This is a genomic window from Vibrio sp. 10N.247.311.51, from assembly GCF_041467855.1.
Taxonomy (GTDB): domain Bacteria; phylum Pseudomonadota; class Gammaproteobacteria; order Enterobacterales; family Vibrionaceae; genus Vibrio; species Vibrio coralliirubri.
This window is the reverse complement of the sequence record NZ_JBFSVK010000004.1, coordinates 144814-165223: the sequence shown is the minus strand read 5'-3', so window position 1 is coordinate 165223 and position 20410 is coordinate 144814. Positions and strand designations below refer to the sequence as shown.

The 20410-nt window shown below is 42.9% G+C and carries 20 protein-coding genes, 3 pseudogenes and 1 riboswitch; of the genes and pseudogenes, 6 read left to right on the top strand and 17 right to left on the bottom strand.

Going from position 1 to position 20410, the window contains the following annotated elements; genetic code table 11:
• Positions 1-137: 137 nt before the first annotated feature.
• The 6 genes from AB6E85_RS05840 to AB6E85_RS05815 form a co-directional block, all read right to left on the bottom strand.
• Positions 138-902, bottom strand: a complete 765-nt coding sequence (locus tag AB6E85_RS05840; RefSeq protein ID WP_017061894.1) for an ABC transporter ATP-binding protein — start codon at positions 900-902, stop codon at positions 138-140.
• 12 nt (positions 903-914) lie between these two features.
• Positions 915-1865 (bottom strand): iron chelate uptake ABC transporter family permease subunit, encoded by a 951-nt coding sequence (locus AB6E85_RS05835; protein ID WP_372141826.1) that lies wholly within the window; start codon positions 1863-1865, stop codon positions 915-917.
• Positions 1858-2811 carry an ABC transporter permease gene (locus AB6E85_RS05830; RefSeq protein ID WP_048606150.1) on the bottom strand — a complete coding sequence of 318 codons (954 nt, stop codon included), beginning with the start codon at positions 2809-2811 and terminating at the stop codon, positions 1858-1860. Before AB6E85_RS05830 ends, AB6E85_RS05835 begins: the two co-directional genes overlap by 8 nt.
• Positions 2812-2911: 100 nt before the next feature.
• Positions 2912-3844 (bottom strand): siderophore ABC transporter substrate-binding protein, encoded by a 933-nt coding sequence (locus tag AB6E85_RS05825; RefSeq protein ID WP_372141824.1) that lies wholly within the window; start codon positions 3842-3844, stop codon positions 2912-2914.
• 418 nt (positions 3845-4262) lie between these two features.
• Positions 4263-4895 carry a response regulator gene (locus AB6E85_RS05820; RefSeq protein WP_372141823.1) on the bottom strand — a complete coding sequence of 211 codons (633 nt, stop codon included), beginning with the start codon at positions 4893-4895 and terminating at the stop codon, positions 4263-4265.
• Complete coding sequence (locus AB6E85_RS05815; protein ID WP_372141822.1) at positions 4892-6271, bottom strand: sensor histidine kinase; 1380 nt, start codon at positions 6269-6271, stop codon at positions 4892-4894. The genes AB6E85_RS05820 and AB6E85_RS05815 overlap by 4 nt, the downstream gene beginning before the upstream one ends.
• Before the next feature lie 622 nt (positions 6272-6893).
• Between AB6E85_RS05815 and AB6E85_RS05810 the strand changes: the two genes are divergently transcribed.
• A complete protein-coding gene (locus tag AB6E85_RS05810) occupies positions 6894-7103 on the top strand; it encodes a hypothetical protein (protein WP_004731601.1) in 210 nt (69 codons plus the stop codon).
• 230 nt (positions 7104-7333) lie between these two features.
• On the opposite strand, the gene AB6E85_RS05805 is transcribed toward AB6E85_RS05810, so the two are convergent.
• Positions 7334-7927: a hypothetical protein gene (locus AB6E85_RS05805; RefSeq protein WP_050648160.1), complete on the bottom strand. Its 594-nt coding sequence runs from the start codon at positions 7925-7927 to the stop codon at positions 7334-7336.
• A gap of 265 nt (positions 7928-8192) precedes the next feature.
• Between AB6E85_RS05805 and AB6E85_RS05800 the strand changes: the two genes are divergently transcribed.
• Both AB6E85_RS05800 and AB6E85_RS05795 read left to right on the top strand, forming a co-directional pair.
• A complete protein-coding gene (locus AB6E85_RS05800; protein WP_019820087.1) occupies positions 8193-8354 on the top strand; it encodes a hypothetical protein in 162 nt (53 codons plus the stop codon).
• Positions 8355-8613: 259 nt separating this feature from the next.
• Entirely contained in the window at positions 8614-9153 is a 540-nt protein-coding gene (locus AB6E85_RS05795) for a DUF3332 domain-containing protein (protein WP_017061899.1), read from the top strand.
• A gap of 101 nt (positions 9154-9254) precedes the next feature.
• Here AB6E85_RS05795 and AB6E85_RS05790 read toward each other — a convergent pair.
• The 4 genes and pseudogenes from AB6E85_RS05790 to AB6E85_RS05775 all read right to left on the bottom strand — a co-directional run.
• Positions 9255-9355, bottom strand: a pseudogene (locus tag AB6E85_RS05790) (IS3 family transposase); the annotation flags it as partial.
• Between the two features lie 4 nt (positions 9356-9359).
• A pseudogene (locus tag AB6E85_RS05785) lies at positions 9360-9552 on the bottom strand (IS3 family transposase); the annotation flags it as partial.
• 146 nt (positions 9553-9698) lie between these two features.
• Positions 9699-10751: a 3-deoxy-7-phosphoheptulonate synthase AroG gene (gene aroG / locus AB6E85_RS05780; RefSeq protein ID WP_048608856.1), complete on the bottom strand. Its 1053-nt coding sequence runs from the start codon at positions 10749-10751 to the stop codon at positions 9699-9701.
• A 328-nt stretch (positions 10752-11079) separates the two neighbouring features.
• On the bottom strand, positions 11080-12957 hold the full coding sequence (locus AB6E85_RS05775; RefSeq protein ID WP_372141820.1) for a hypothetical protein: 1878 nt from the start codon (positions 12955-12957) through the stop codon (positions 11080-11082).
• A gap of 113 nt (positions 12958-13070) precedes the next feature.
• Between AB6E85_RS05775 and AB6E85_RS05770 the strand changes: the two genes are divergently transcribed.
• Entirely contained in the window at positions 13071-13652 is a 582-nt protein-coding gene (locus AB6E85_RS05770) for a TetR/AcrR family transcriptional regulator (RefSeq protein ID WP_372141818.1), read from the top strand.
• Between the two features lie 37 nt (positions 13653-13689).
• Here AB6E85_RS05770 and AB6E85_RS05765 read toward each other — a convergent pair.
• Positions 13690-13823, bottom strand: a pseudogene (locus AB6E85_RS05765) (putative quorum-sensing-regulated virulence factor); the annotation flags it as partial.
• Positions 13824-14019: 196 nt separating this feature from the next.
• On the opposite strand from AB6E85_RS05765, the gene AB6E85_RS05760 reads away from it, so the two are divergent.
• Complete coding sequence (locus AB6E85_RS05760; RefSeq protein ID WP_372141816.1) at positions 14020-14847, top strand: hypothetical protein; 828 nt, start codon at positions 14020-14022, stop codon at positions 14845-14847.
• Between the two features lie 111 nt (positions 14848-14958).
• Here AB6E85_RS05760 and AB6E85_RS05755 read toward each other — a convergent pair whose 3' ends face one another.
• From AB6E85_RS05755 to AB6E85_RS05745, 3 genes are all read right to left on the bottom strand, one after another.
• Positions 14959-15174: a DUF3820 family protein gene (locus tag AB6E85_RS05755; RefSeq protein ID WP_372141815.1), complete on the bottom strand. Its 216-nt coding sequence runs from the start codon at positions 15172-15174 to the stop codon at positions 14959-14961.
• A 13-nt stretch (positions 15175-15187) separates the two neighbouring features.
• Positions 15188-15859, bottom strand: coding sequence for a DUF3313 domain-containing protein (locus AB6E85_RS05750; protein ID WP_372141813.1), 672 nt, complete (start codon positions 15857-15859; stop codon positions 15188-15190).
• Positions 15860-15959: 100 nt separating this feature from the next.
• Positions 15960-16313 (bottom strand): hypothetical protein, encoded by a 354-nt coding sequence (locus AB6E85_RS05745; protein ID WP_017061749.1) that lies wholly within the window; start codon positions 16311-16313, stop codon positions 15960-15962.
• A gap of 323 nt (positions 16314-16636) precedes the next feature.
• Positions 16637-16726, top strand: a riboswitch (cyclic di-GMP riboswitch).
• 72 nt (positions 16727-16798) lie between these two features.
• Here AB6E85_RS05745 and gbpA point away from each other — a divergent pair.
• Entirely contained in the window at positions 16799-18265 is a 1467-nt protein-coding gene (gbpA, locus tag AB6E85_RS05740) for an N-acetylglucosamine-binding protein GbpA (protein WP_372141812.1), read from the top strand.
• Positions 18266-18376: 111 nt separating this feature from the next.
• On the opposite strand, the gene cyoE is transcribed toward gbpA, so the two are convergent.
• Both cyoE and AB6E85_RS05730 read right to left on the bottom strand, forming a co-directional pair.
• Complete coding sequence (gene cyoE / locus AB6E85_RS05735; RefSeq protein WP_372141810.1) at positions 18377-19351, bottom strand: heme o synthase; 975 nt, start codon at positions 19349-19351, stop codon at positions 18377-18379.
• A complete protein-coding gene (locus tag AB6E85_RS05730; RefSeq protein ID WP_372141808.1) occupies positions 19341-20396 on the bottom strand; it encodes a heme A synthase in 1056 nt (351 codons plus the stop codon). The genes cyoE and AB6E85_RS05730 overlap by 11 nt, the downstream gene beginning before the upstream one ends.
• Between the last annotated feature and the right edge of the window lie 14 nt (positions 20397-20410).

The window sequence follows — 20410 nt, the reverse complement described above, 5'->3', positions numbered from 1 at the left end:
AATACAAGGGAAACCACCTTTGAATTGCAACATTTCACTAACAACAAAAATACTATCCGAAAACAAAAAGAGCTCCTCATATGGGAGCTCTTTTCATTCAACGGCTAGAAAGCAAAACAACCGAGTTATTCAGTAATCTAACGACCAGAATAATACATACAGATTCGAACACCATCGAACTCACGAATCTCAAATGGGATCTCGTAGATAGACTCCATCACTGATTTTTCAACCACTTCCGAAACCTTACCCGACTTAACCACTTTGCCTTTCTTCATCGCAACAATGTTATCTGAGTAACAAGAAGCGAAGTTGATGTCATGAATCACGATAACGACCGCTTTATTGAACTCATGCGCTAAACGACGCAACGTCTGCATAATTTCGACCGAGTGTTTAATATCAAGATTGTTCAGTGGCTCATCTAAGAACACATAATCCGTATCTTGCGCCACAACCATCGCGATAAACGCCATTTGACGCTGACCGCCACTCAACTCATCAAGGTATTTATTTTGGATGTCAGTAATGCCAAGGTGTTCTAGTGCTGTATCGACGATCTTATGATCTTCGTCTTTCAAGCGACCTTGAGAGTGTGGAAAGCGACCAAAACAGACCAACTCACGAATCGTAAATCGCATATTGATGTTGTTTGATTGTCTTAACACGGCAAGGTGCTTGGCTAGCTCTTTGGTATCCCATTCAGCCAGTAACTTATCACCAATGACCACTTCACCCGCGTCACTGTCTGTTAAGCGGCTCGCCATTGAAAGCAGTGTACTTTTACCCGCACCATTTGGGCCAATGATAGAAGTCACTTCGCCTTTCGGGAACATAGCACTGGCATCATCAACCACGAGTGACTTGCCATACTTCTTACTTAAACCTGTTAATTTAATCACTACTTACTACCTTTACTGAATTCTGGTGCGTAACAACAAGAACATAAAATACAAACCGCCGACCAAGTTAATGATCACACTCACTGTGGTTTCAAACGCCATCACTTTTTCGATAAACCATTGGCCAGAAACCAATAGCACGATCGCTAACAAGCTACTTGCGATGATAAGCACACGATGCTGATAAGATCGGAATATCTGGCGAGCTAAGCTCACGGTGATCAAGCCAAAGAACAACACAGGGCCAACCAGAGCCGTAGACACCGCAACCATCACTGACACAATCACCAAAGTAATCTGAGTCAGTCGCTTGGTGTTCACGCCCAAGCTTGTCGCATTATCAACACCAAGCCAAAGTACATCGAGCTTAGGCGACAACAGCCACAGGCCAAGTAAGCTCAAACCCAATGGAATAAGGCTGAGGTAAACCAGTTCGCCTTTCACGTTATTGAAGCTTGCGAACATCACATTCTGCAGCACCGCGAATTCATTGGGATCAATCAACATCGCAAGGAAATTCGCTAAACTCGAGAATACGCTGCCACACACGATGCCTATCAGAAGCAGTGTGAATACGTTGTTTCGCTTGCTCTTAAAGTAGAAATGGAACAGAGCAAACGAAAACAAGATCATCACAGTCACAGACATCGAAAAGTTTGCGATTGAGTCAATCACCCAGAAGCTCGCACTGCCAAACACAAACAGAAGTACCGTTTGTACCAGCATATACAAGCTGTCAAAGCCCAAGATGGATGGGGTTAGAATTCGATTATTAGTGATGGTTTGGAAAACCAGTGACGACGCAGAGATCGCTACCGCCGCCAACACAATCGACAGCAATTTTGGTAGGCGCAGAGACAAGAAGAACTCGTAGTTATCCCACGTAAGCCCCTGCCCGATGAATAACGCTGCCATACCCAAAGACGCGATAGCCAGAATCGCAATTTTTACTGAATCACGCATTCGACTTGTCTCTCATGATTAGGTAGATAAAAATCAAGCCACCAAAGATGCTGATTACCATCGAGATTGGAATCTCATAAGGGAAGATGACGATTCGAGCTAGCAGATCACAAGCCAACACCAAGATCACGCCCCAGTAGGCCGTCCAAGGCAGAATCTTCTTCATGTTATCGCCCATCATCAGCGACACGATATTCGGCACGATAAGGCCAAGGAATGGGATTACACCAACGATCATCACCACAGAAGAGGCGCAGATAGCAACCAGCGCAACACCAATGAAGACAATCTTCTGATAATTCAAGCCGATGTTTTTCGCGAAGCTCTCACCGATGCTCGCCGCACTGAACTGGCTTGCAAAGTAGTAAGCCAACACACAAGCAGGCACCGCAAGATAAAGGATTTCATAACTGCCCTGCAACACGCTCGCAAAGTTCGCCATCGTCCATGCAGACATGGTTTGTACTAAGTCGTGTTTGTAGGCGATAAATGTGGTCAACGCTGAAACCACGTTGCCGTACATGATGCCGATCAAAGGCACCAATACCGCGTTCTTAAACTTGAGGTGTTGTAGGAAGCGAACCAATAGCATGGTGCCAAACACTGCAAACGCGAAGATAAAGCCTAAGTAGCTCCATTGCGCAGCATTGCCTAGCACCAGAATACCAACTATGTAGCCCAACATCGCACAGTCAATGGTGCCCATCGTCGAAGGCGCGGCAAACTTGTTCTGTACAATTTGCTGCATGATCAAACCAGAAACACTCAATCCTGCTCCGGCAAGCACGATCGCGAGTAGTCGAGGGATCCGACTAACAATATAAATAGAGTTGGCGTGTTGGTTGCCATTGAAGAAGTCACTAAAACTGATTTCAGCAACTCCAATCATCAATGACGCAACGCATAACACAACAAGAAATACAGCAGCTGCAATGGGTTTCAACATAGAAATAATACTAAAGGTAGGTCTCGGGTAGCCCGTATAAAAAAGTGAAAAAGGGCTTATAAGAACACTCTTATAAGCCCGAAAATCTGATGGTTAGTAACTATTGAATTGTACGTTCAATGTCACCAAGCATTCTGTGAATCGCCGTCACACCGCCACCAGCCAGATACCAAGCACTTGAATCAAGGTAAACGATGTTGCCGTGCTGCGCTGCAGGTGTTGCCGCAACCAGTGGGTTATCAAACAGTTGTTGTGCGCGTCCTTCTGATTTACCAATCGCTTTTTCGCGGTCAAGCACGTAAAGCACTTCAGGTTTTGCATCCGCAATGTATTCAAAAGAGATTAGGTTGCCGTGTGTTCCTTTGATCGGAGCCACGGTTGCACTCTTTGATTCCACGAAACCAAAGTCATCAAAGATGATAGAGAAACAGCTGCCTTTGTTGAACATCGCAATGTTGTTGCCGTTGTTCATTAGCATCATTGCTGAAGTTTCGTCAGACGCTACTTTGTCGTTTACCGCTGTGATAGAAGCTTGAGTCTCTTTAATGATCGCTTCAACTTCAGCTTGCTTACCAAAGATGTCGCCTAGCGCACGCCAGTTTTGCTGAGCATCAGCCCAGTACTTGTCGCCTTCAATAGAGAACATGATAGTAGGAGCAATTTGTGCCAGTTTGTCGTAAACCTTAAGCATGCGGTTTTCCGCGATGATGATGTCAGGCTTCAACATGTAGATAGCTTCAAAATCAGGTTCGCTTAATGAGCCTGTATTTGCCGTCGTATCTTTGTAAGAAGCTAGGTAATCAGGCAGCAAGCTATGAGGCGCGCCAACTGGCTGCACACCAATTTTATCAAGCACGTCTAAGCTACCGTGGCCTAGAACCACCACTCGCTGTGGTACTTCAGTAAACTGCGCAGTGCCTTTTACATGCTCAATGGTGACGGTTTCCGCATGCGCGGTCATCATGAATGATGATGCTAGAACGATGGCAAGCCCGCTCAATAACTGGCGAACTGAATTGATTGTTTTCTTCATGTTTCTTCCTTTGCCATTGAGACAAACCACCACTCATGACAATGAAAGTCACATTACTCATAGACGAGCATGGGGCGTACACAACTGCTAAATAACGATAATTTAAAGTCTGTCATTGGATTGACAACAAACTTGTAACGCAAGTGAGAACTATTATCAATTATATTTGCACTAAATTGACGACACAACAACTTTATTATTCAGAAACGTAAAAGTGAGTATTCATATTTTGTTAGGCAGCTAACAATGGCAGGTATGAATGTACAAAAACTGCGATATAACGAGGATATGGAATGGAGAAGCCAAGAAGAGAACACACCAATGGTCCACGATATTCTTTGCGTGAACCATAACAACGGTTGGTGAAAATTTTGGATATTAATTAGCTAAATCAATTAGATATAAAAAGTAGCAACACTTACTTAAGCATGCTCGAATGCACTTCTTTTCCGCGACGAGTGAGGGAGTAAATACGGCTTTCTCCTTTTTTCACCAATCCACTATTCACCAATTGCCTTAAATGGAAATTGAACTTGGTGTGGTCTTCAATTCCCACCACGCGGCATAAATCCATGAATTTTAACTTCTGATGAATACTCAAGTGGTTCAACACCGCCCGTCGAATTGGGTTAGCCAATGCACTAAACACCTGATCGTTGCTGCGCTCTTCAACGGGAGTCTGTGGAGACCGTTCTGCATGAACCCTTCTAAGCGTTACCGACAGTGCCGCCAAATTAAAGGGTTTGGTTAAGAACTCGTCCGCCCCTTTTTTCATGGCATCAACGGCAACATCCACAGTCGCGAACGCCGTGGTGATCACAATCCCGATTTTGGGTTGCAATCGGCGCAAGTTAGATAAAGCTTCAACACCTGTCATACCGCCCATCACCACATCAAACAAGGCAAGATCAAACGTCTCCTCCCCTGCGGCATCCAGCGCGTCTTCTGCGTTATCAAACGCAAGAACCTCGAACTCTTCGAGTGCCAACGCTTCAACCAACACTTCTCTTAATTGCTCATCATCTTCTGCAAGCAATAGCTTTAATTTCATTGGGTTGCCTTAGGTAGTTGTAGTCGCACCATGAGTCCGTTCTCAATATTATGCAAGGTAAGTTCACCATGATGTTGTGTCATGATTTGTCGGCAGATAGCCAACCCCATCCCAGTCCCTTTTCCTACCGGCTTAGTGGTAAAGAAAGGTTGCATCACTTTATCAATCACATCTTCTGGAATAGCAGGACCACGATTGGTGAGCTCTATAATCACGTTAGAACCCAATGGATACGCTGAGATAGAAATACTCTTGGTATGCTCGCTCGCATCAACGGCATTAACCAGTATATTGACGAGCACTTCTTCTAGATGAATCGCGTCGCCATGCACTTGCAGCTTCTTACTAACATCCAATTCGATATCAAAGTCTGACAGTCGGTATTCCACTAACGAAAGCGACGACTGACATAAACCTCGCACACCAACGGCTTTGAATGACACCTTTCGATGGTGGGCATAATTCAGCACTTCTTGACTGATGTGGGCGGCGCGCTCGATACCACTGCGGATCCTCACCAATTGCCTAGCCACATTCTCATCATCAGGCAGTCTTTTCTCGAGTAAGTCGCAACTCATCATTGCGCTGCTCAGCGGTGTTTTCACTTCATGAGCGACAGCTGAAGTCAGCTCGCCTAATTCCTTAAGCTTTTCATCTTGAAACGAGCGGTGCACCATGGCTTCAATTTGCAGTTCTCTTTCTCTATCGAATACTCGCAGCGCTTTCCACAAGAAATGAAGCGTTGCCAAAGCACACATTGTTCTTAAGAAGATAACCCAGATGCCGTATTCAGAGCTCAAAATGCCCGAAGTCATACCATAAAAGATCAACGCAGCGCCGGTATAAACAAAAGGAGACGCAGCTTGGTGTTCAACATCATAAAACTGTTTGCCGTAAATGATCATGGTTACGCCAGCCAACAGGCCGGAACCTAAGCCGAACAACACTCGGATGTGACTATTACTGATGTTGATATAGTCGGTAAATGCTTGTTCATCAAAGCGATCAACTAAGCTCAAAGTAAACGCGACCAGCAACAGCCCAATGAAGATCTTGCCCCACTTCACCCAACGCCAGTCAAACAGATCCAGCATTTTCCAACCAAAGGCGCCTAAGGCGAGGTAAGAAAAGAGTAATTTGAATACCTTGAAGAGTTCGATCGACTGAGAACGTTGAAATTGGTCTTGATAGAGAATCAAATAAAGCTCAGACCATTCATGAACACCATGAACAAAGCCAAAGATGGCAAGGATCGGGAGAAGTTTGGAGATACTGATCTGGCTGTTTTTATAGTTTCTAAAGACAACAGAAAAACCGATGGCGAAGAAAGCCAAACCGTAGATCAGATAAAGGGTAAATACGACTAATATATCCATAAGCGTTAAGTGTAAACAAAGCCCTCAAGCCCTGCAATCACAACACTTGACCCAAAAGTTACGATTTGTAATTTACAATGTAAAGATGATATATAACAGCCACTTAAGCTTGATTGATTTTGCCATTTAATTTAAATCACTAATTACACTTAAGACGGATAGATGAAAAACCAAACCTCAGTCTGATATCATGGTAAATCCGCCGACCTTCGCTCATTTAACCTTCAGTAAGCGATGGTAAATCACCCAAAAATATTTTTGAATTTAATTGAAATTAGGGTTGTAATTTTAAAAACTAGGCGTATAGTTCGCCACCTGGCTCTAATCTATAGAGCTGTTAATGCTAAAGTAAGTCCAAGTTCCACATAGACAGTTCTCGATTCCCTCGTTACACCATCTCTGCGTCAGCTTTCACCCAGATAGTCATTCAATAGCTTTTAAATTCGATCCTACTACCGATCTCTCGTCATTCGCTCTTTTATCAGCGAAGTCAGAATAGATCGATCACTTAAATACAAATGTAATAAACACAAGGCACAGTTATGTCACGCAGAACAACACGACAAACCCATTGGTACCAACTATCACGCGAAAAAACAGTCAATAAACTAAAAGGTAATAAATGCTCAAGATTAAAATAGACTTACACAAAGAAGAGATTTCATGGGTCACCGAGATTCGACAGCTCAATAGCGATATACTCCACCGCCACATATTGCCCAAGCTACAACATCACAGTTATCTCATCGACTTTGAATTTAATGAACGAGAAAGCATCGGAACTATCGTTTCAGGCAACGGAAACACCCTAGGACATTTCACACTCCTATAGCATTTCCCAAAGGCTACAAAAGAAACACCATCTAGTCCCAAAGATCTAAAAGATGTCACCCTCAATTCGCTCTAGCAGAACAAAATAGAGTAGAAGTAAAACAGATCAGAAACCTAGCCCTTTTTGCATTTCACACGCGGCTAACGCTAGCTAGGTTATCGTGCTTCTATTGAAACCAACTTATATCAAACTCTGAATCACCAATGAGTCATTATCAGTGCATTCATGGACTAATAAGTTAACGGCATCGACCTTAACTTCTGATCAAGAGTATATAAGTGTTCTGCAGCTTGCATGTGTTGAGGGTAATCACTGAATTTCTCACGATTCTCCTCATTCATCTTACATGTCTCATCCACCAGCATTAGCTTCCAATACAGCTTCGTTGTATGCAGCATCGCCAGTAACGGTTTGAACACCTCTTTCTCATAAGCTTGAATCAACTCTTCAATCAACTCGTCACGTTCGTCTTCACTTGCGATTGAACCCTCGGTTGCCGACAACACTTTTTGATACTTCAGATTTTGTTGCAGCTTATCCATAACCGTTTGGTTTTCTTCCGCTAACTCAACAAGCTTCGACTTAATGATGTTTACCCAATTCGCTTGGCTCAGTACTGTGTCATCAACGCTGGTAAAGTCTTCTCGTATTTGTCGTTCAACGTCTTTTTGAGCTTTCTTTAAAACCGCACGCACCTTTTGGAAAGGCAGCTGATACTCCTTACTTAGCTCGATAATCAGTTTATGAAAACCACCATTTGGAAGGTGTAAGTTTTCTTTAAACGTCGCCATTGCAGCTTCTTGCTGTTCGGTAAGGTGAGTCATTCTGTTTCCTATTCTTTATCACTTATGGTGCTGAGCCCGCGATCATACCACTATTACCCTCGTTTTTTTGGTAACTTGATCAGTTACACCTCGCTATGCCGTTAAATTCTCCCAGCCTTTTCTCTTATGGCTAGTTATTAATCCATATGGCATGAAATGGTAAATCTCTATCGGCGAAAGTTCGTACATTACGCGCTCAGGGTATATCGCCAGACAGGAGTCGTTACTTACATATGAAAGACAACCGCGAGAAATGAGAAAACAGATGACCTATTCAGAATACAAAGAATCCGATTTGCATAAGTGTGTAAGCATTGGTGCAGAAGCAATGGTATCCATTGCCAAGTTTGCCTTTAAAGCCACTACTCTTTTATTTCGATTTTTCCGCTGGCTTGTCGTATCGGCTTATACCTACGTGATGAAGTAATTCTATATTGGAGTCGTTGTTTTCATTACGACTTATCTAAATACCCCAAAGCGCGCCCTATTAGGTCGCGCTTTTTTTATGCTCCGATTTTTGTAGCCAGCTTTTCTATGTCTGGTTTTCTAGATCTAGCTTGTGATGCTTAAAGTACATAACCAATTTTCTATCGTCAGTGGCGCCAAATGGTAAAACTGACCATCGAATAAAAACCATACTACACCTGTTCCAACGAAACAGACTTCTAACTTATACAGGTACTAAAATGAAAAAGATTGCACTTAAAATTGTAGGACTAACGGTTTTGGCTTCTGCGCTAACTGGTTGTATCGGCAGTAACGCCGTAACAGGGAAAGTGATGAAATTTAACGTTGAAGTTGTCGATAACCGCTATGCTCGTGCAGGTGTAAACTTCTTATTAGCGCCTGTATACGGTATTACTACCGCAGCAGACTATGTGGTATTCAACTCACTTGAATTCTGGACAGGCAAAAACCCTATCAGCGGTTCACCACACGTATTTGATACAAAAACAGACACTCACTTCAAAGTGAACGATGAGCTGGACCCAAGCTTGAAAGAAGCCCCTGTCGGCCCAATTTCGAACAATCGCACCATTGAAACGGGTGAGATGATTAAGATCGACGAAAACACAATTCAAATGGACATCGTCTATACGTCAGGTGAAACGGCAACTCTAACGGGTATAAAAGACGGTCAAAACGTTACCTATTACATGGACGGTCAGCTTGTATCGCAAACGACTATCGCTGAATTAGAGAAGATTCAAGGCACTGAAGCTTAAGGTTCATCGCCCACACAACGTTCAAACTTAAACAGACTTTGAAGCTCATAAAATAGAAGAAGCCCGGCAATGAAGTTACCCCATAACGCTGGACATTTCTGTTAGGCAACTTTCAAGGTCTGAGTTCGATAGTCTATCGGAGTCAGGCCTTTTAGTTTCACTTTATACGTTTGGTATTGTAGGACTCGATGTATTCTTTAATTTGCTCTATCAAGCACGTTGGGAGCAGCTTTTCCAGACTCTCCTCGGTATGAACAATACTTTTTAATCCTGACCGTCGATTTAAGGTTGAGCTGAGCCACAAGCCTTTGAACCATTTTGTGATTAAGCACGCCCCCCCTGATTTCTTAATTCCAAGTGAATACAGCGGCAGCTGTATCTGCCCTTCAGTTTACGAAACGCCACACTATTCACCATTCAAGAAGTAAATTAACTTACGGTGTATCGACCCTTAAGATAACGAGTAAACAAAAAAGCCCTTACTAGCGATTGCTAATAAGGGCTTTGAATTTTCAGTCGATTAGTGACTGGCTGTAATAATTAGATTACTTGTTACGGCGAGCTTCAACAGCGTCTGCCAGCTGGCGAAGTACTGTTTCAGTGTCTTCCCAACCAATACATGCATCAGTCACAGATTGACCGTAAGTTGCAGCTTTGCCGTCAACCAAGTCTTGGCGACCTTCAACAAGGTGAGATTCAATCATCACACCAAAGATAGCTTTGTCGCCACCAGAGATTTGTGCGCTTACGTCATCAGATACGTTGATTTGACGCTTAAACTGCTTAGAGCTGTTTGCGTGGCTGAAATCGATCATCACTTTTTGTGGAAGACCAGAAGCTGCTAGCTCTTCTTTAATCTTACCAACGTGTTCTGCGCTGTAGTTTGGCTCTTTACCACCACGTAGGATGATATGACAATCAGGGTTACCTGCTGTTTCAACAATAGCTGAGTGACCGTACTTAGTTACCGATAAGAAGTGGTGAGAAGCGCTAGCAGAGCGAATAGCATCTGTTGCGATCTTGATGTTGCCATCAGTACCATTCTTAAACCCAACTGGGCAAGATAAGCCAGAAGCCAGTTCACGGTGAACTTGAGATTCTGTAGTACGTGCGCCGATTGCACCCCAGCTGATTAGGTCAGCAACGTATTGAGGCGTGATCATATCTAGGAATTCGCTTGCCGTCGGCATGCCCATGTCAGTTAGGTCAAGCAGTAGCTTACGACCTAGACGAAGTCCATCATTTAGCTTGAACGTATCGTTCATGTACGGGTCATTAATTAGACCTTTCCAACCAACAGTTGTACGTGGTTTTTCAAAGTAAACACGCATTACGATTTCAAGGTTATCACCAAGTTCATCGCGCAACACTTTCAAACGTTTACCGTACTCAAGAGCAGCTTCTGTGTCATGAATAGAACATGGGCCTACAATAACAAGCAAGCGGTCATCGCTCTCTTCTAAAATATTGTGGATCGCTTTGCGGCTTTCAAAGGTTGTAGAAGAAGCAACTTCTGTTGCTGGAAACTTTTCTAAAACAGCAACAGGGGGTAATAACTCTTTTACTTTGTTAATTCTTACATCATCAGTCTGGAACATTGCTTACTTCTTCCTTTTTTCTATCCTTGAGCTGAATGTACGTTGTCTCACGTCACTTTCTATCAGCACTAATCTTCTTGTTCCCTGTAACTTAACTAGTAAAAACTCTAGTTTCAATCACTAATTAAAAATAAACGCAATTTTTTTTGTGTTTTATATTTAAAACACCTTGTATACCATTATTTACACGCTATCGATGCGTATTTTATAGCAAGGTAAGAAGAACCGTTCTTCAAAATACATCATGGATGTGAAATTGTGTCGAACTTAAAAACAAAAAAAACGGGCTCTCATAGAGAATGCCCGTTTTATTATTTAGCTAGTCATCTTACTCTGCGATAGGCAGTTCGATTGTAATATCAAACGAATTGATAGCTACTACCTCACCCAGTAAATTGCCATCCTCGCCTTTACCATTATCGTTATCACCAAAGCGAAGTATAAAGTTAGTGTTTAACTTTGTTCCTTCAGCAAGCCCTTTCACTTTTGTATCAAAGTAAGCAGCTTGAAAAGAGTCATAACTTAAATATACTTCCTGCTCTTCGCCTTCACGGTGAGTTCGCTGAACGACTTCTCCTTTACGCGGCCCCGAAACATATAACGCAAATGTTTCTGTCGCCTTCCAACCATCAAGGTAGATATTGATATAAGCATCTGAAGCCGCCTTGTCCGAAAATGTATCAGAAACTTTTACATCTACACCAACGGATACCTGATCTAAAGTAGGTGCGTCGCCTTCCTTAGCTGGAAACTTGGTATCTGTATAAACCCAAAGTGGATTGTCAATGCTTGATTGACGGTTACCAGTAAGTTCAATGTCTACACTATGATTAGTATCATCGATTGAATCAAGGATAGTTCCTCCAACCAACTGTTCTGATACGACAACTGGCAATAGCTCTTTGACCGTAAAATCTTTAACTGTAAATTGTAAGCCTGCATCTGCATTGTCATCAGCAACACGAACAATAAAGTTAGTCTTGAATCTCACACCATCCATTCGGGCTGCTAATTTATAGCTACCATAATTTTCAATAAACGTGGCTTTATCCATAATCGGCGTACCATCATCAACTGTTACGTCGCCATTTGGATAATAAATAGCACGAACTAGAGCACCAGCTTCGTCCAATAGGTAAATATTCATAAAAGTGTCAAAACTTTCATGCCCCTCGAGTTCATAGCTGAACTCAAACTGCTTCAAAGACTTAAGACCATCCTCAAACTGCACCTCGGGGTACAACCAAGGTTCTGCCAATCCTTTTTTATTCGCTACAGTACTGAATACACCAAAACCGTTTCCATCGAAAAACACTAGCTCAGCGTTATCAACCTGGGAAGGTTTTATGACTGGAGTGACTGGTGTCGGGATGATTTCAATAGGGTCTCCAAAGTCTGGAGGAGTAATAATTATTACTCCTGATTTTGGGTCGATCTTTAACTCCCCAAAGTCGTAGTGTTTAATGGGTTCGAAGTCAATCGATGCAATAGTCGATGCGCCATTGTTAGCCGTAAGTAAAACATCAGCATCTTTCGTTATGTAACGATAAGCATGAGTTTCGTAAACCACTTCCTTATAATCATCTTCGTAAGCTGAACCGGTTGCCCCAAAGTTCTTTGATTCCTCACGAGATTCAGTGATCGTTGAATGATAGAAGTCGATGTCTTCGCGGTCAGTTACTGTGAAAGTAACGTAGGAAAAGTTTTTGTTATCTACTTTTATTTCCACATGCATTTCATTTCCAGGAACATCTTCTTCGCCTTCAACTAAATAGTAGGAATAAAACTGATTGTATTCGCCATCGACATGTTTTGGCGTAATTTTGAACGTAGCATCACCAAAAACTTCGACGTCTTGCATTCCATCGAGAACAATATCGTTGATGTCATAATCCTTTGTTCCGTACATATCAGTAACTGACAGTTTATAGCTGCTGGTTCGAACATAATGAACGTTGCCGTCAATGTCTTGTATCGCACATACATTGCTTTCGAATTCAGGTGTTTTGACCGTTTTACTATTTGGTAGCTGCACGTCTTTTAGGCACGTATTGGATAATGCGTTCATTTCTGAAATATTAGCTAGTGTAGTATTAACACTAACAGTGCGACCTTGCAGAGCTGGCGATTCTGAAGTCGAACTATCATCACATCCAACCAACACCAAACTAGCTAATACTAGTGAAGATAAAACTGTTTTTTTCATGTTACTCTCGCTTTCGACCTAACTGGTACTAGTACCAATTAATAATAAAAAATTTTAACCATGAATTGATCTTTGAACCAGAAATCACTCTCGGTCAAGTGCGATGCAGTCTAATGCGTACCAGTACTCATTGCAAGCTTTATTTAGTACCAGTACTTAAAATTGATTGTGAGGCAAGAATTCTGTATGCTCTCAACTCCCTAGATACGAGTCGGTTGAAGATGATGGCGCGAATTACCGCTGAAGAAAGAAAACAAAAAAAAGAAAAAATGGACGAGCGCATTGTTAAAATCTTTCTTAACGAAGGCTGGTCATCAGTTACCTATGACCGTCTTGCCAAAGAATTTAATGTCCGAAAGAGCAGCATCCAAGCTTATTACCCCAATAGCATTATGTTTGCCACAGCACTCCAAGGGGTGGGCTTCCCTATCCTCTTAGACATCCTAGACTTTGAAACAAAGGACAGATTTATTGATTCATGGATAACGGCTTATGAAGATCCCAATAATCATGTCTTTAGAGAAGTTATTGAGATGCTTCTACAAAACATTTTAAAGGATGGAACGAGTCCATATTCTCGTGGCGGTGTACTCAGGTTAAAGCAACATTTAGCTCAAACAATTGGCGAAACTGAGGCCACCAACGCTATAAAGTCGATGTTCGGCGAGTTAGTCTATCGAAAAATGTTCGATTAAATTCCTCCTTTGTTCAAAAATCGCTACACGACTTTAGTTATATACCTTTGGGGTGATTATGCTTAAGTGGCTTGACGACACTATCAAGCCCTTCAATTTCAGAGCAAGGCACAGTTTTAATAAATCGCCTAGTTCACCAGACGGGAATCCCTTTTTATCAAGCCATAAAATAACAAGTTTCTTTAGGAAAAGTTGAAATAGGTCGCATCCAGTTAGTTTAGGTTCAAAATCTACGCTACTCGACAGAAAACCAATACAGCCAGGGAATGCCTTGCACTAACACATTCTGCAACAAACTCAAACTAGCTTCGTTTACTTGCGTATATGATAATTAATTGATTTTTATATAATAAACAATGGAAGTGTTATGAGAAAAGTAGTGTTAGGCGGAGTTATATTGGGAATATTGTCAGGCTGTGGGAGTGATGGTGGAGAAGAAGGAAAAACACTATCAGATAGCGAAGTTTCAGCACTCATTCAGTGTAGTAATTTAGCAGAGGCAACTCCATGTACTCAAAATGTCCATGGTTCTTGGGGTGTACTTGTTTCACCAGATTATTCCGATGATTACTGTGCTGGAATGTATTGCTTTGCAGATGGTAGTTCGGCACCTGAATACCCTCACCTAACTCGGTTTAGAGATTCTGGTGAGCTAATACCTACCTACTACTTAGAAGCTGTAGATCCTCGTTTTGAATATGCCTTGAACAAAGCTGAAGAGATCATTGGATATCAGTTATTTGATAGAAAAGGGGTTATCTCACTTGAATTCGATGATAACCCATTCTTTGATATCGACTACTCAGATCTGCCTACGGATTGGGGATTTATTTGGAGTAAAGGAACAATATCAGGGTCTTGTAGGTCAGGAACAGTTTCAAGTAAACCGTACAGTACAAGTCTTGTTTCTTATGCTATAGGCAACGATTATGGTATAGATAAAACCAAATGGGGTAGTGGGTATGCATGGATACAGTTAGACAGCATAGATGAGCCTGATCCCAGCTGTACAACAATCGCGAGCAATGACGTAAGCTTGCATGAGTTGGCACATGCTCTTGGTATGAACAATCACTTCGATGGATTCGGTAACGGACCAGCATTCAATAAAAATGCAGAGCGTGTTTTACGCAATATGTACAGTAAGCAAAACCCTGCAGGACAGCCATTTGATTCGTTAAATATTGAACCATAGGCGTAAACTAACGATTATGTTTAAACACTAGTTGATACACTGGGGAGATTGTTGGAAAAGCAAAGTGACAACAATCTCCCTTTCAACGTTAGAGCTTAGGAGCTTCGTTAATTACATTCTTTTCAATGGCTTGACGACAATATCAAGCCCTTCAATCTTCAGAGCAAGGCACAGTTTTAATAAATCGCCTAGCTCGCCAGACGGGAATCCCTTTTTATCGAACCACAGCAAATATTCTTCAGGTAAGTCAATCAGTGTACGACCCGCGTACTTTCCAAATGGCATCTGCATTCGAGCCAACTTAATCAGGTTCTCTTTCTCTAGCATTATTCGGTCTTTACTATGCGTCATCTATGTTGTGTAGAGTATCACCTAAACGCTCGACCCAATAGTTGATCGCGTCTTTGGCATCATCCAGCGAATCAATCATGGTTGAAAAGTCTTTATTACCCGCTTCACGATCGATGGCTGCGAACAATGGTGTGCCCTCTTGAGCATCACTGACCAATAACTCTACACTCGCACTCCCAACATTGGTGTGCTCACCAGTCATGACCTTAGATATGGTTGACATCGCAAGGCCAAACGGCAGAACGCTGCTCGTCACAGCTAAGATCGGATTGGGCGTTTCAACGTTACTCAGAGCGATACTCAAGCGCAGCGTCTTTCCTGTAGGTTCATCGACAATCGTTTTATGAGGCGATATTTTCTCTTGCAAGCGCGAAACCATGTGCTCAGTGAGTTCCTGAATCTCTTCCTGATCCAACGAACCTTCTTCTGCTAAAACAAAAATTTGGTCGATCACTACAGAATCGTAGTCATCTAACTTGGATTTCAAACGCTGTGCGTCACGTAGCCCAACCCTTGCCCAAACCAAGTCGACGCCTCCGTCAGGCCCAGCCTGAAAATCTTCGTAGCTGGTAAATTTAGTAGCGGTTCTAATTGGGCCGCCTGCACAACCAAGCAAGGAAATGCTGGTTGCAACAAGCAGAAGGACTTTTAAAGGGTTCATAACGCACTTAGTTAAAATTAAGGAATCTAAGTAAGTATGCCATACCCTATGTGAAAAGATTGTAGAAAAAGGGGGTTAAAAATTAGAGCTAACTCTAAAATTAATCATGCTGAACAGTGTGTGCGTACTCTACAATTACCTGATTTCCTTCGATATAAGCATTTTGGATCTCACCATCAACACTCATTCTACTTTTCAGATAGACCACTTTAGGCCCCGATTCATTACCCTCTTTTAGCGAAGGGAATACATTCCTTGGTTCCAAATGAAGTAAACGACAAAAGTGACTAATGAAAGACATGGTTAATGGCGTCTCCCCTCTTAGCACTCTAGAGAAATCAAGCTGGTTCATGCCTAGCTTTTTTGAAAACTCCATCTGCGTAATTCGCATTCTCGATTTTTGTGACATCCACGTTTGATACAACGCGTCTCTGTCTAGTTCTGTGAATTCCATACCGACTCCTTTATATAATTCATACCAATCAATTGTCCGGTTTTTCATACATGGCGTGTCAGCGTTCGGTTAGTGGAAACCAAAGGTTTGGTTTTGATATGCGTACAATTGTTGTACAGAGCAAAGCTAAACAAGCCAAATTCATTCACATAAACGATTAGAGCAAATACTTTCCTTACTTATATCAATAATTTATACGTTAACGAACTAAACATATAGCAAGTTAATTTGTATTAAGAATTAAAAGTTCGAGATTGGCATTCCACATTTCAATCGATTGATTCGCATTTATAAAACTGGTTGGCTACATTTCGATTGCTCAAACGCACTTCTGGCAAACTATTTGAAAGAATAGGACGCAAAGCCACCGGTCTGTCGACAAATATTCTGTCTATGATAGCGGGGTCGCCACTTAATAGGATTTAAGTGTAAATGCATGCCGGAGTGTTCTCTTTTTTGTCGGCCAAATACAGTAAGGACAAATAATGAAACAACTCCCAAAAAAATCACTCATCGCGCTATCGCTTCTTAGCGTAAGCGGTGCAAGCTTCGGTCACGGTTATGTCTCGGCATACAACAATGGCGTAGCTGAGAGCCGTGTTGCCCTATGTAAGTTCCCTGCGAGTGATACGCAAGAGAAAAACACCAACTGTGGTGGTATCCAATACGAACCACAAAGTGTAGAAGGCCCTGAAGGCTTCCCAGAAGTTGGCCCTGCTGATGGAAAAATTGCCAGTGCGCAATCTTCTTTAGCAGCAGCACTAGACGAACAAAAGGCAGACCGCTGGGTTAAACGCCCTATCAAGTCTGGTTCTCAATACTTCGAGTGGACATTCACAGCTAATCACAAGACTCGCGATTGGAAATATTACATTACTCAACCAGACTGGAATCCAAACCAGCCTTTGGCACGCAGCTCTTTTGACTTAACGCCATTCTGTGTTGTTGAAGGCAATATGGAACAGCCACCGATGCAAGTAAGCCACTTGTGTAATGTGCCAGAACGCGAAGGCTATCAAGTGATCCTTGCGGTATGGGATGTAGGTGACACTGCTGCGGCTTTCTACAACGTTATCGACGTGAAATTTGATGGCGACGGCCCTATCATTCCTGATTGGGATCAAGGTGGTCAAATCAACCCGACACAAGACCTGAATGTTGGTGACGCTGTTTATACGCGTGTATTTGACCAATCTGGTGAGAACACTTCATACAGCACAGAGCTTGTGATTGAAAGTTCTGAGCAAGGCAAAGCCAATAACTGGTCTTACGCTCTTGCCTCTAAGATCAACCAAGAGCAGACGCAAATCAAAGCAGGCCAATTGAACGACCAAGGCGATTTCGCACCCGTTTACGGCACTAACCCTGTTTATCTAAAAGCAGGATCTGGCTTCAACAGTGTCGAGATCGGCTACAAGATTGATACTCCAGAACCCGAGCATGAACTAGAAGTAACGGGCTTAGAATCAGAGTACATTATCGATGAGAGTCAACCTACTCAGCTTGATCTTACGTTAGCGGCAACAGGCGATATCCAAGCTGAGCTTACCGTGTACAACCATCACCGTGAAGCGCTTGCATCTCAGAAATCAGATCTAACAGACGGACAAGTTGAAGGTGTTCAACTGACTCTTTCTAAGTCTGAAGCTGGCCACCACATGCTTGTGGTTGTGACGAAAGATGACCAAGGTAACTTAGTGGATCAGAACACGCTTGATTTCCATCTAATGGACGAGCAAACACCGCCACCAGCGGGCGATTACGACTTTGTGTTCCCAGAAAGCATTGAATCTTACACTGCAGGAACAAAGGTTCTGAGCAGCGATGGTGGCGTTTATCAGTGTAAAGAGTTCCCATACTCTGGTTACTGTGTTCAATGGGCTCCAACAGCAACTCAGTACGAACCAGGTGTAGGTTCACACTGGCAAAGTGCTTGGAACAAAGTGGACTAAGTACTCGCTAGAAACTTACTTTGTATTAAGTGCGTTTTAGTGATCAACCAAACAAAAACGGATGCCCAGAGCATCCGTTTTCTTGTTCAGTAAAAGTAGAAACGCCAGTTGTCAAAGTAGATAGTGGTCCGCCAACAGAGCAACAAACAAGATCATGAGATGATAGATGGAGAACTTAAAAGTCTTCATCGCCATATTAGGCTCATCACGATACTTAAGTACCCAAGCGTGGTAAACAAACCCACCGTTGAGCACCAATGACGCGCTCAGATATATCCAGCTGCTCATGCCGACCAACACAGGCAATATACATACGATGCTAAGCAACAAGGTATACAGCAAAATTGAAGTCTTGGTGTATTCGATTCCGTGGGTCACGGGCAACATGGGAATATTCACCTTGGCATATTCGTCCCGACGATGAATTGCCAACGCCCAGAAATGAGGAGGTGTCCAAATAAAGATGATCATCACCAACAACCAAGCATTTGAGTGCAGTTCATTGGTAACCGCCGTCCAGCCCAATAGCGGAGGCATTGCACCAGCGATCCCTGCTATCACAATGTTTTGCGGCGTTGCTCGCTTCAAGTACATGGTATAAATCACCGCATAGCCCAATAAGCTTGCAAAAGTTAACCACGCAGTCAGTTGATTGACCCACACCACTAACGTGACAAAGCCAAGTAACCCAATACCCGCAGCAAAGCTGAATACACGCACACTACTCAGTTCACCGGATGGTAAAGGACGTCGATTTGTTCGAGTCATCTGGCCGTCGATCTTTTTATCGATCAAATGGTTAAACGCAGCGGCTGAACCTGCCATTAACCCTATCCCAATCATTCCGAACAGAGTTTGTTGCAAAGGCAATCCATTCGGCACGGCCAAACACATCCCAACCAATGCCGTCAACAACATCAAAGCCACCACTTTAGGCTTGGTCAGCGTTAAATAAACTTTCCAAGTGGCTTTGTTTTTTTCAGCCTTTTCGTTACCTAAAGCTATGTCATTGTTGGCTGTTATCTTATGAGTTAAGGCTGCGTCTTGAGCCACCGCTTCATACTGTGTTGACGTTCTACTGACCATGATTACCTCCTTGTAATACACTGTTCTTCACCAAGCTCTCACTCGGTTTGCGTTGCCACACCACAAAATTGGTTACAACCATGCTGATGAGCAACATTGCTGCGACTAGGTTATGCAAAACCGCAACTGAGATTGGCAAGTGAAACCATACATTACTGATCCCAAGGCTGATTTGAGTAAACAACACTATTGCCACAATCACGCTCAACTTTTGGTGAGGTGCTTGGCCAAACTTCCATAACTGGTACACGAGCATCAGCACCGTTAATGTCGCCACAATAGCCCCGAACCTGTGCATGACATGGATGGTGAGCCTTGCTGGATACTCCAACACGCCAAACTCATAGTTATCGTGTCCGTGTTGAGCAAAATCGAACGCATTTTTGAAATCGAGGTAGCTCATCCAGTTACCTTCACAAATAGGCAGTTGGGTACACACCAAAGCGGCATAGTTTGACGATGTCCAACCACCAAGCAGTATCTGCCCAACCACAATGAGTAACCCAAACAGCGACCAAACTTTAAGTGTCGGAGAATAAGAAGCCTCGCCAAAACGGCTTTGGAATTGAGACAAACGACAGTAGAGCAGACACAACAGTGACAGCAACGTGAAGCCCCCCATCAAATGCGCCATAACCACAACGGGCATCAACTTGAGAGTCACCGTCCACATTCCAAGCAAAGCCTGAAAAATCACAGTGGCTGAGATAAGTAATGGAAGACCAACTGGTGTGATGTTCTTTTTAATACACCAAGCTACAACGACAAAGATGAGCAGCCCTAATGTTCCTGCAAAGTAGCGATGTATCATCTCTATCCAGGCTTTATCTGCTTCAAGAGCTCGCTCAGGGAATTGCAGATTGGCTTGATTCACCGCTTGGGCATCAGAAGGAACGGTGATCTTCCCATAACAACCCGGCCAATCAGGACAGCCAAGGCCAGCATCAGACAAACGTGTATAAGCGCCGAGAACAATCACGGTAAGGGTTAACAAGATAGTTAATCTCATCACGAGCATCAGTAAATCAGGGGCTTTATTCTGCATCACTTATCTCCCTA

Coding starts and splice junctions, on each gene's coding strand:
- AB6E85_RS05800 (WP_019820087.1), top strand. CDS start 8,193: ATGACCTATTCAGAATACAAAGAATCCGATTTGCATAAGTGTGTAAGC.
- AB6E85_RS05815 (WP_372141822.1), bottom strand. CDS start 6,271: ATGGATATATTAGTCGTATTTACCCTTTATCTGATCTACGGTTTGGCT.
- AB6E85_RS05805 (WP_050648160.1), bottom strand. CDS start 7,927: ATGACTCACCTTACCGAACAGCAAGAAGCTGCAATGGCGACGTTTAAA.
- AB6E85_RS05795 (WP_017061899.1), top strand. CDS start 8,614: ATGAAAAAGATTGCACTTAAAATTGTAGGACTAACGGTTTTGGCTTCT.
- AB6E85_RS05825 (WP_372141824.1), bottom strand. CDS start 3,844: ATGAAGAAAACAATCAATTCAGTTCGCCAGTTATTGAGCGGGCTTGCC.
- AB6E85_RS05745 (WP_017061749.1), bottom strand. CDS start 16,313: ATGGAATTCACAGAACTAGACAGAGACGCGTTGTATCAAACGTGGATG.
- aroG (WP_048608856.1), bottom strand. CDS start 10,751: ATGTTCCAGACTGATGATGTAAGAATTAACAAAGTAAAAGAGTTATTA.
- AB6E85_RS05835 (WP_372141826.1), bottom strand. CDS start 1,865: ATGCGTGATTCAGTAAAAATTGCGATTCTGGCTATCGCGTCTTTGGGT.
- AB6E85_RS05750 (WP_372141813.1), bottom strand. CDS start 15,859: ATGAACCCTTTAAAAGTCCTTCTGCTTGTTGCAACCAGCATTTCCTTG.
- cyoE (WP_372141810.1), bottom strand. CDS start 19,351: ATGGTCAGTAGAACGTCAACACAGTATGAAGCGGTGGCTCAAGACGCA.
- AB6E85_RS05770 (WP_372141818.1), top strand. CDS start 13,071: ATGCGTACCAGTACTCATTGCAAGCTTTATTTAGTACCAGTACTTAAA.
- AB6E85_RS05755 (WP_372141815.1), bottom strand. CDS start 15,174: ATGCTAGAGAAAGAGAACCTGATTAAGTTGGCTCGAATGCAGATGCCA.
- AB6E85_RS05760 (WP_372141816.1), top strand. CDS start 14,020: ATGAGAAAAGTAGTGTTAGGCGGAGTTATATTGGGAATATTGTCAGGC.
- AB6E85_RS05810 (WP_004731601.1), top strand. CDS start 6,894: ATGCTCAAGATTAAAATAGACTTACACAAAGAAGAGATTTCATGGGTC.
- AB6E85_RS05820 (WP_372141823.1), bottom strand. CDS start 4,895: ATGAAATTAAAGCTATTGCTTGCAGAAGATGATGAGCAATTAAGAGAA.
- gbpA (WP_372141812.1), top strand. CDS start 16,799: ATGAAACAACTCCCAAAAAAATCACTCATCGCGCTATCGCTTCTTAGC.
- AB6E85_RS05775 (WP_372141820.1), bottom strand. CDS start 12,957: ATGAAAAAAACAGTTTTATCTTCACTAGTATTAGCTAGTTTGGTGTTG.
- AB6E85_RS05830 (WP_048606150.1), bottom strand. CDS start 2,811: ATGTTGAAACCCATTGCAGCTGCTGTATTTCTTGTTGTGTTATGCGTT.
- AB6E85_RS05730 (WP_372141808.1), bottom strand. CDS start 20,396: ATGCAGAATAAAGCCCCTGATTTACTGATGCTCGTGATGAGATTAACT.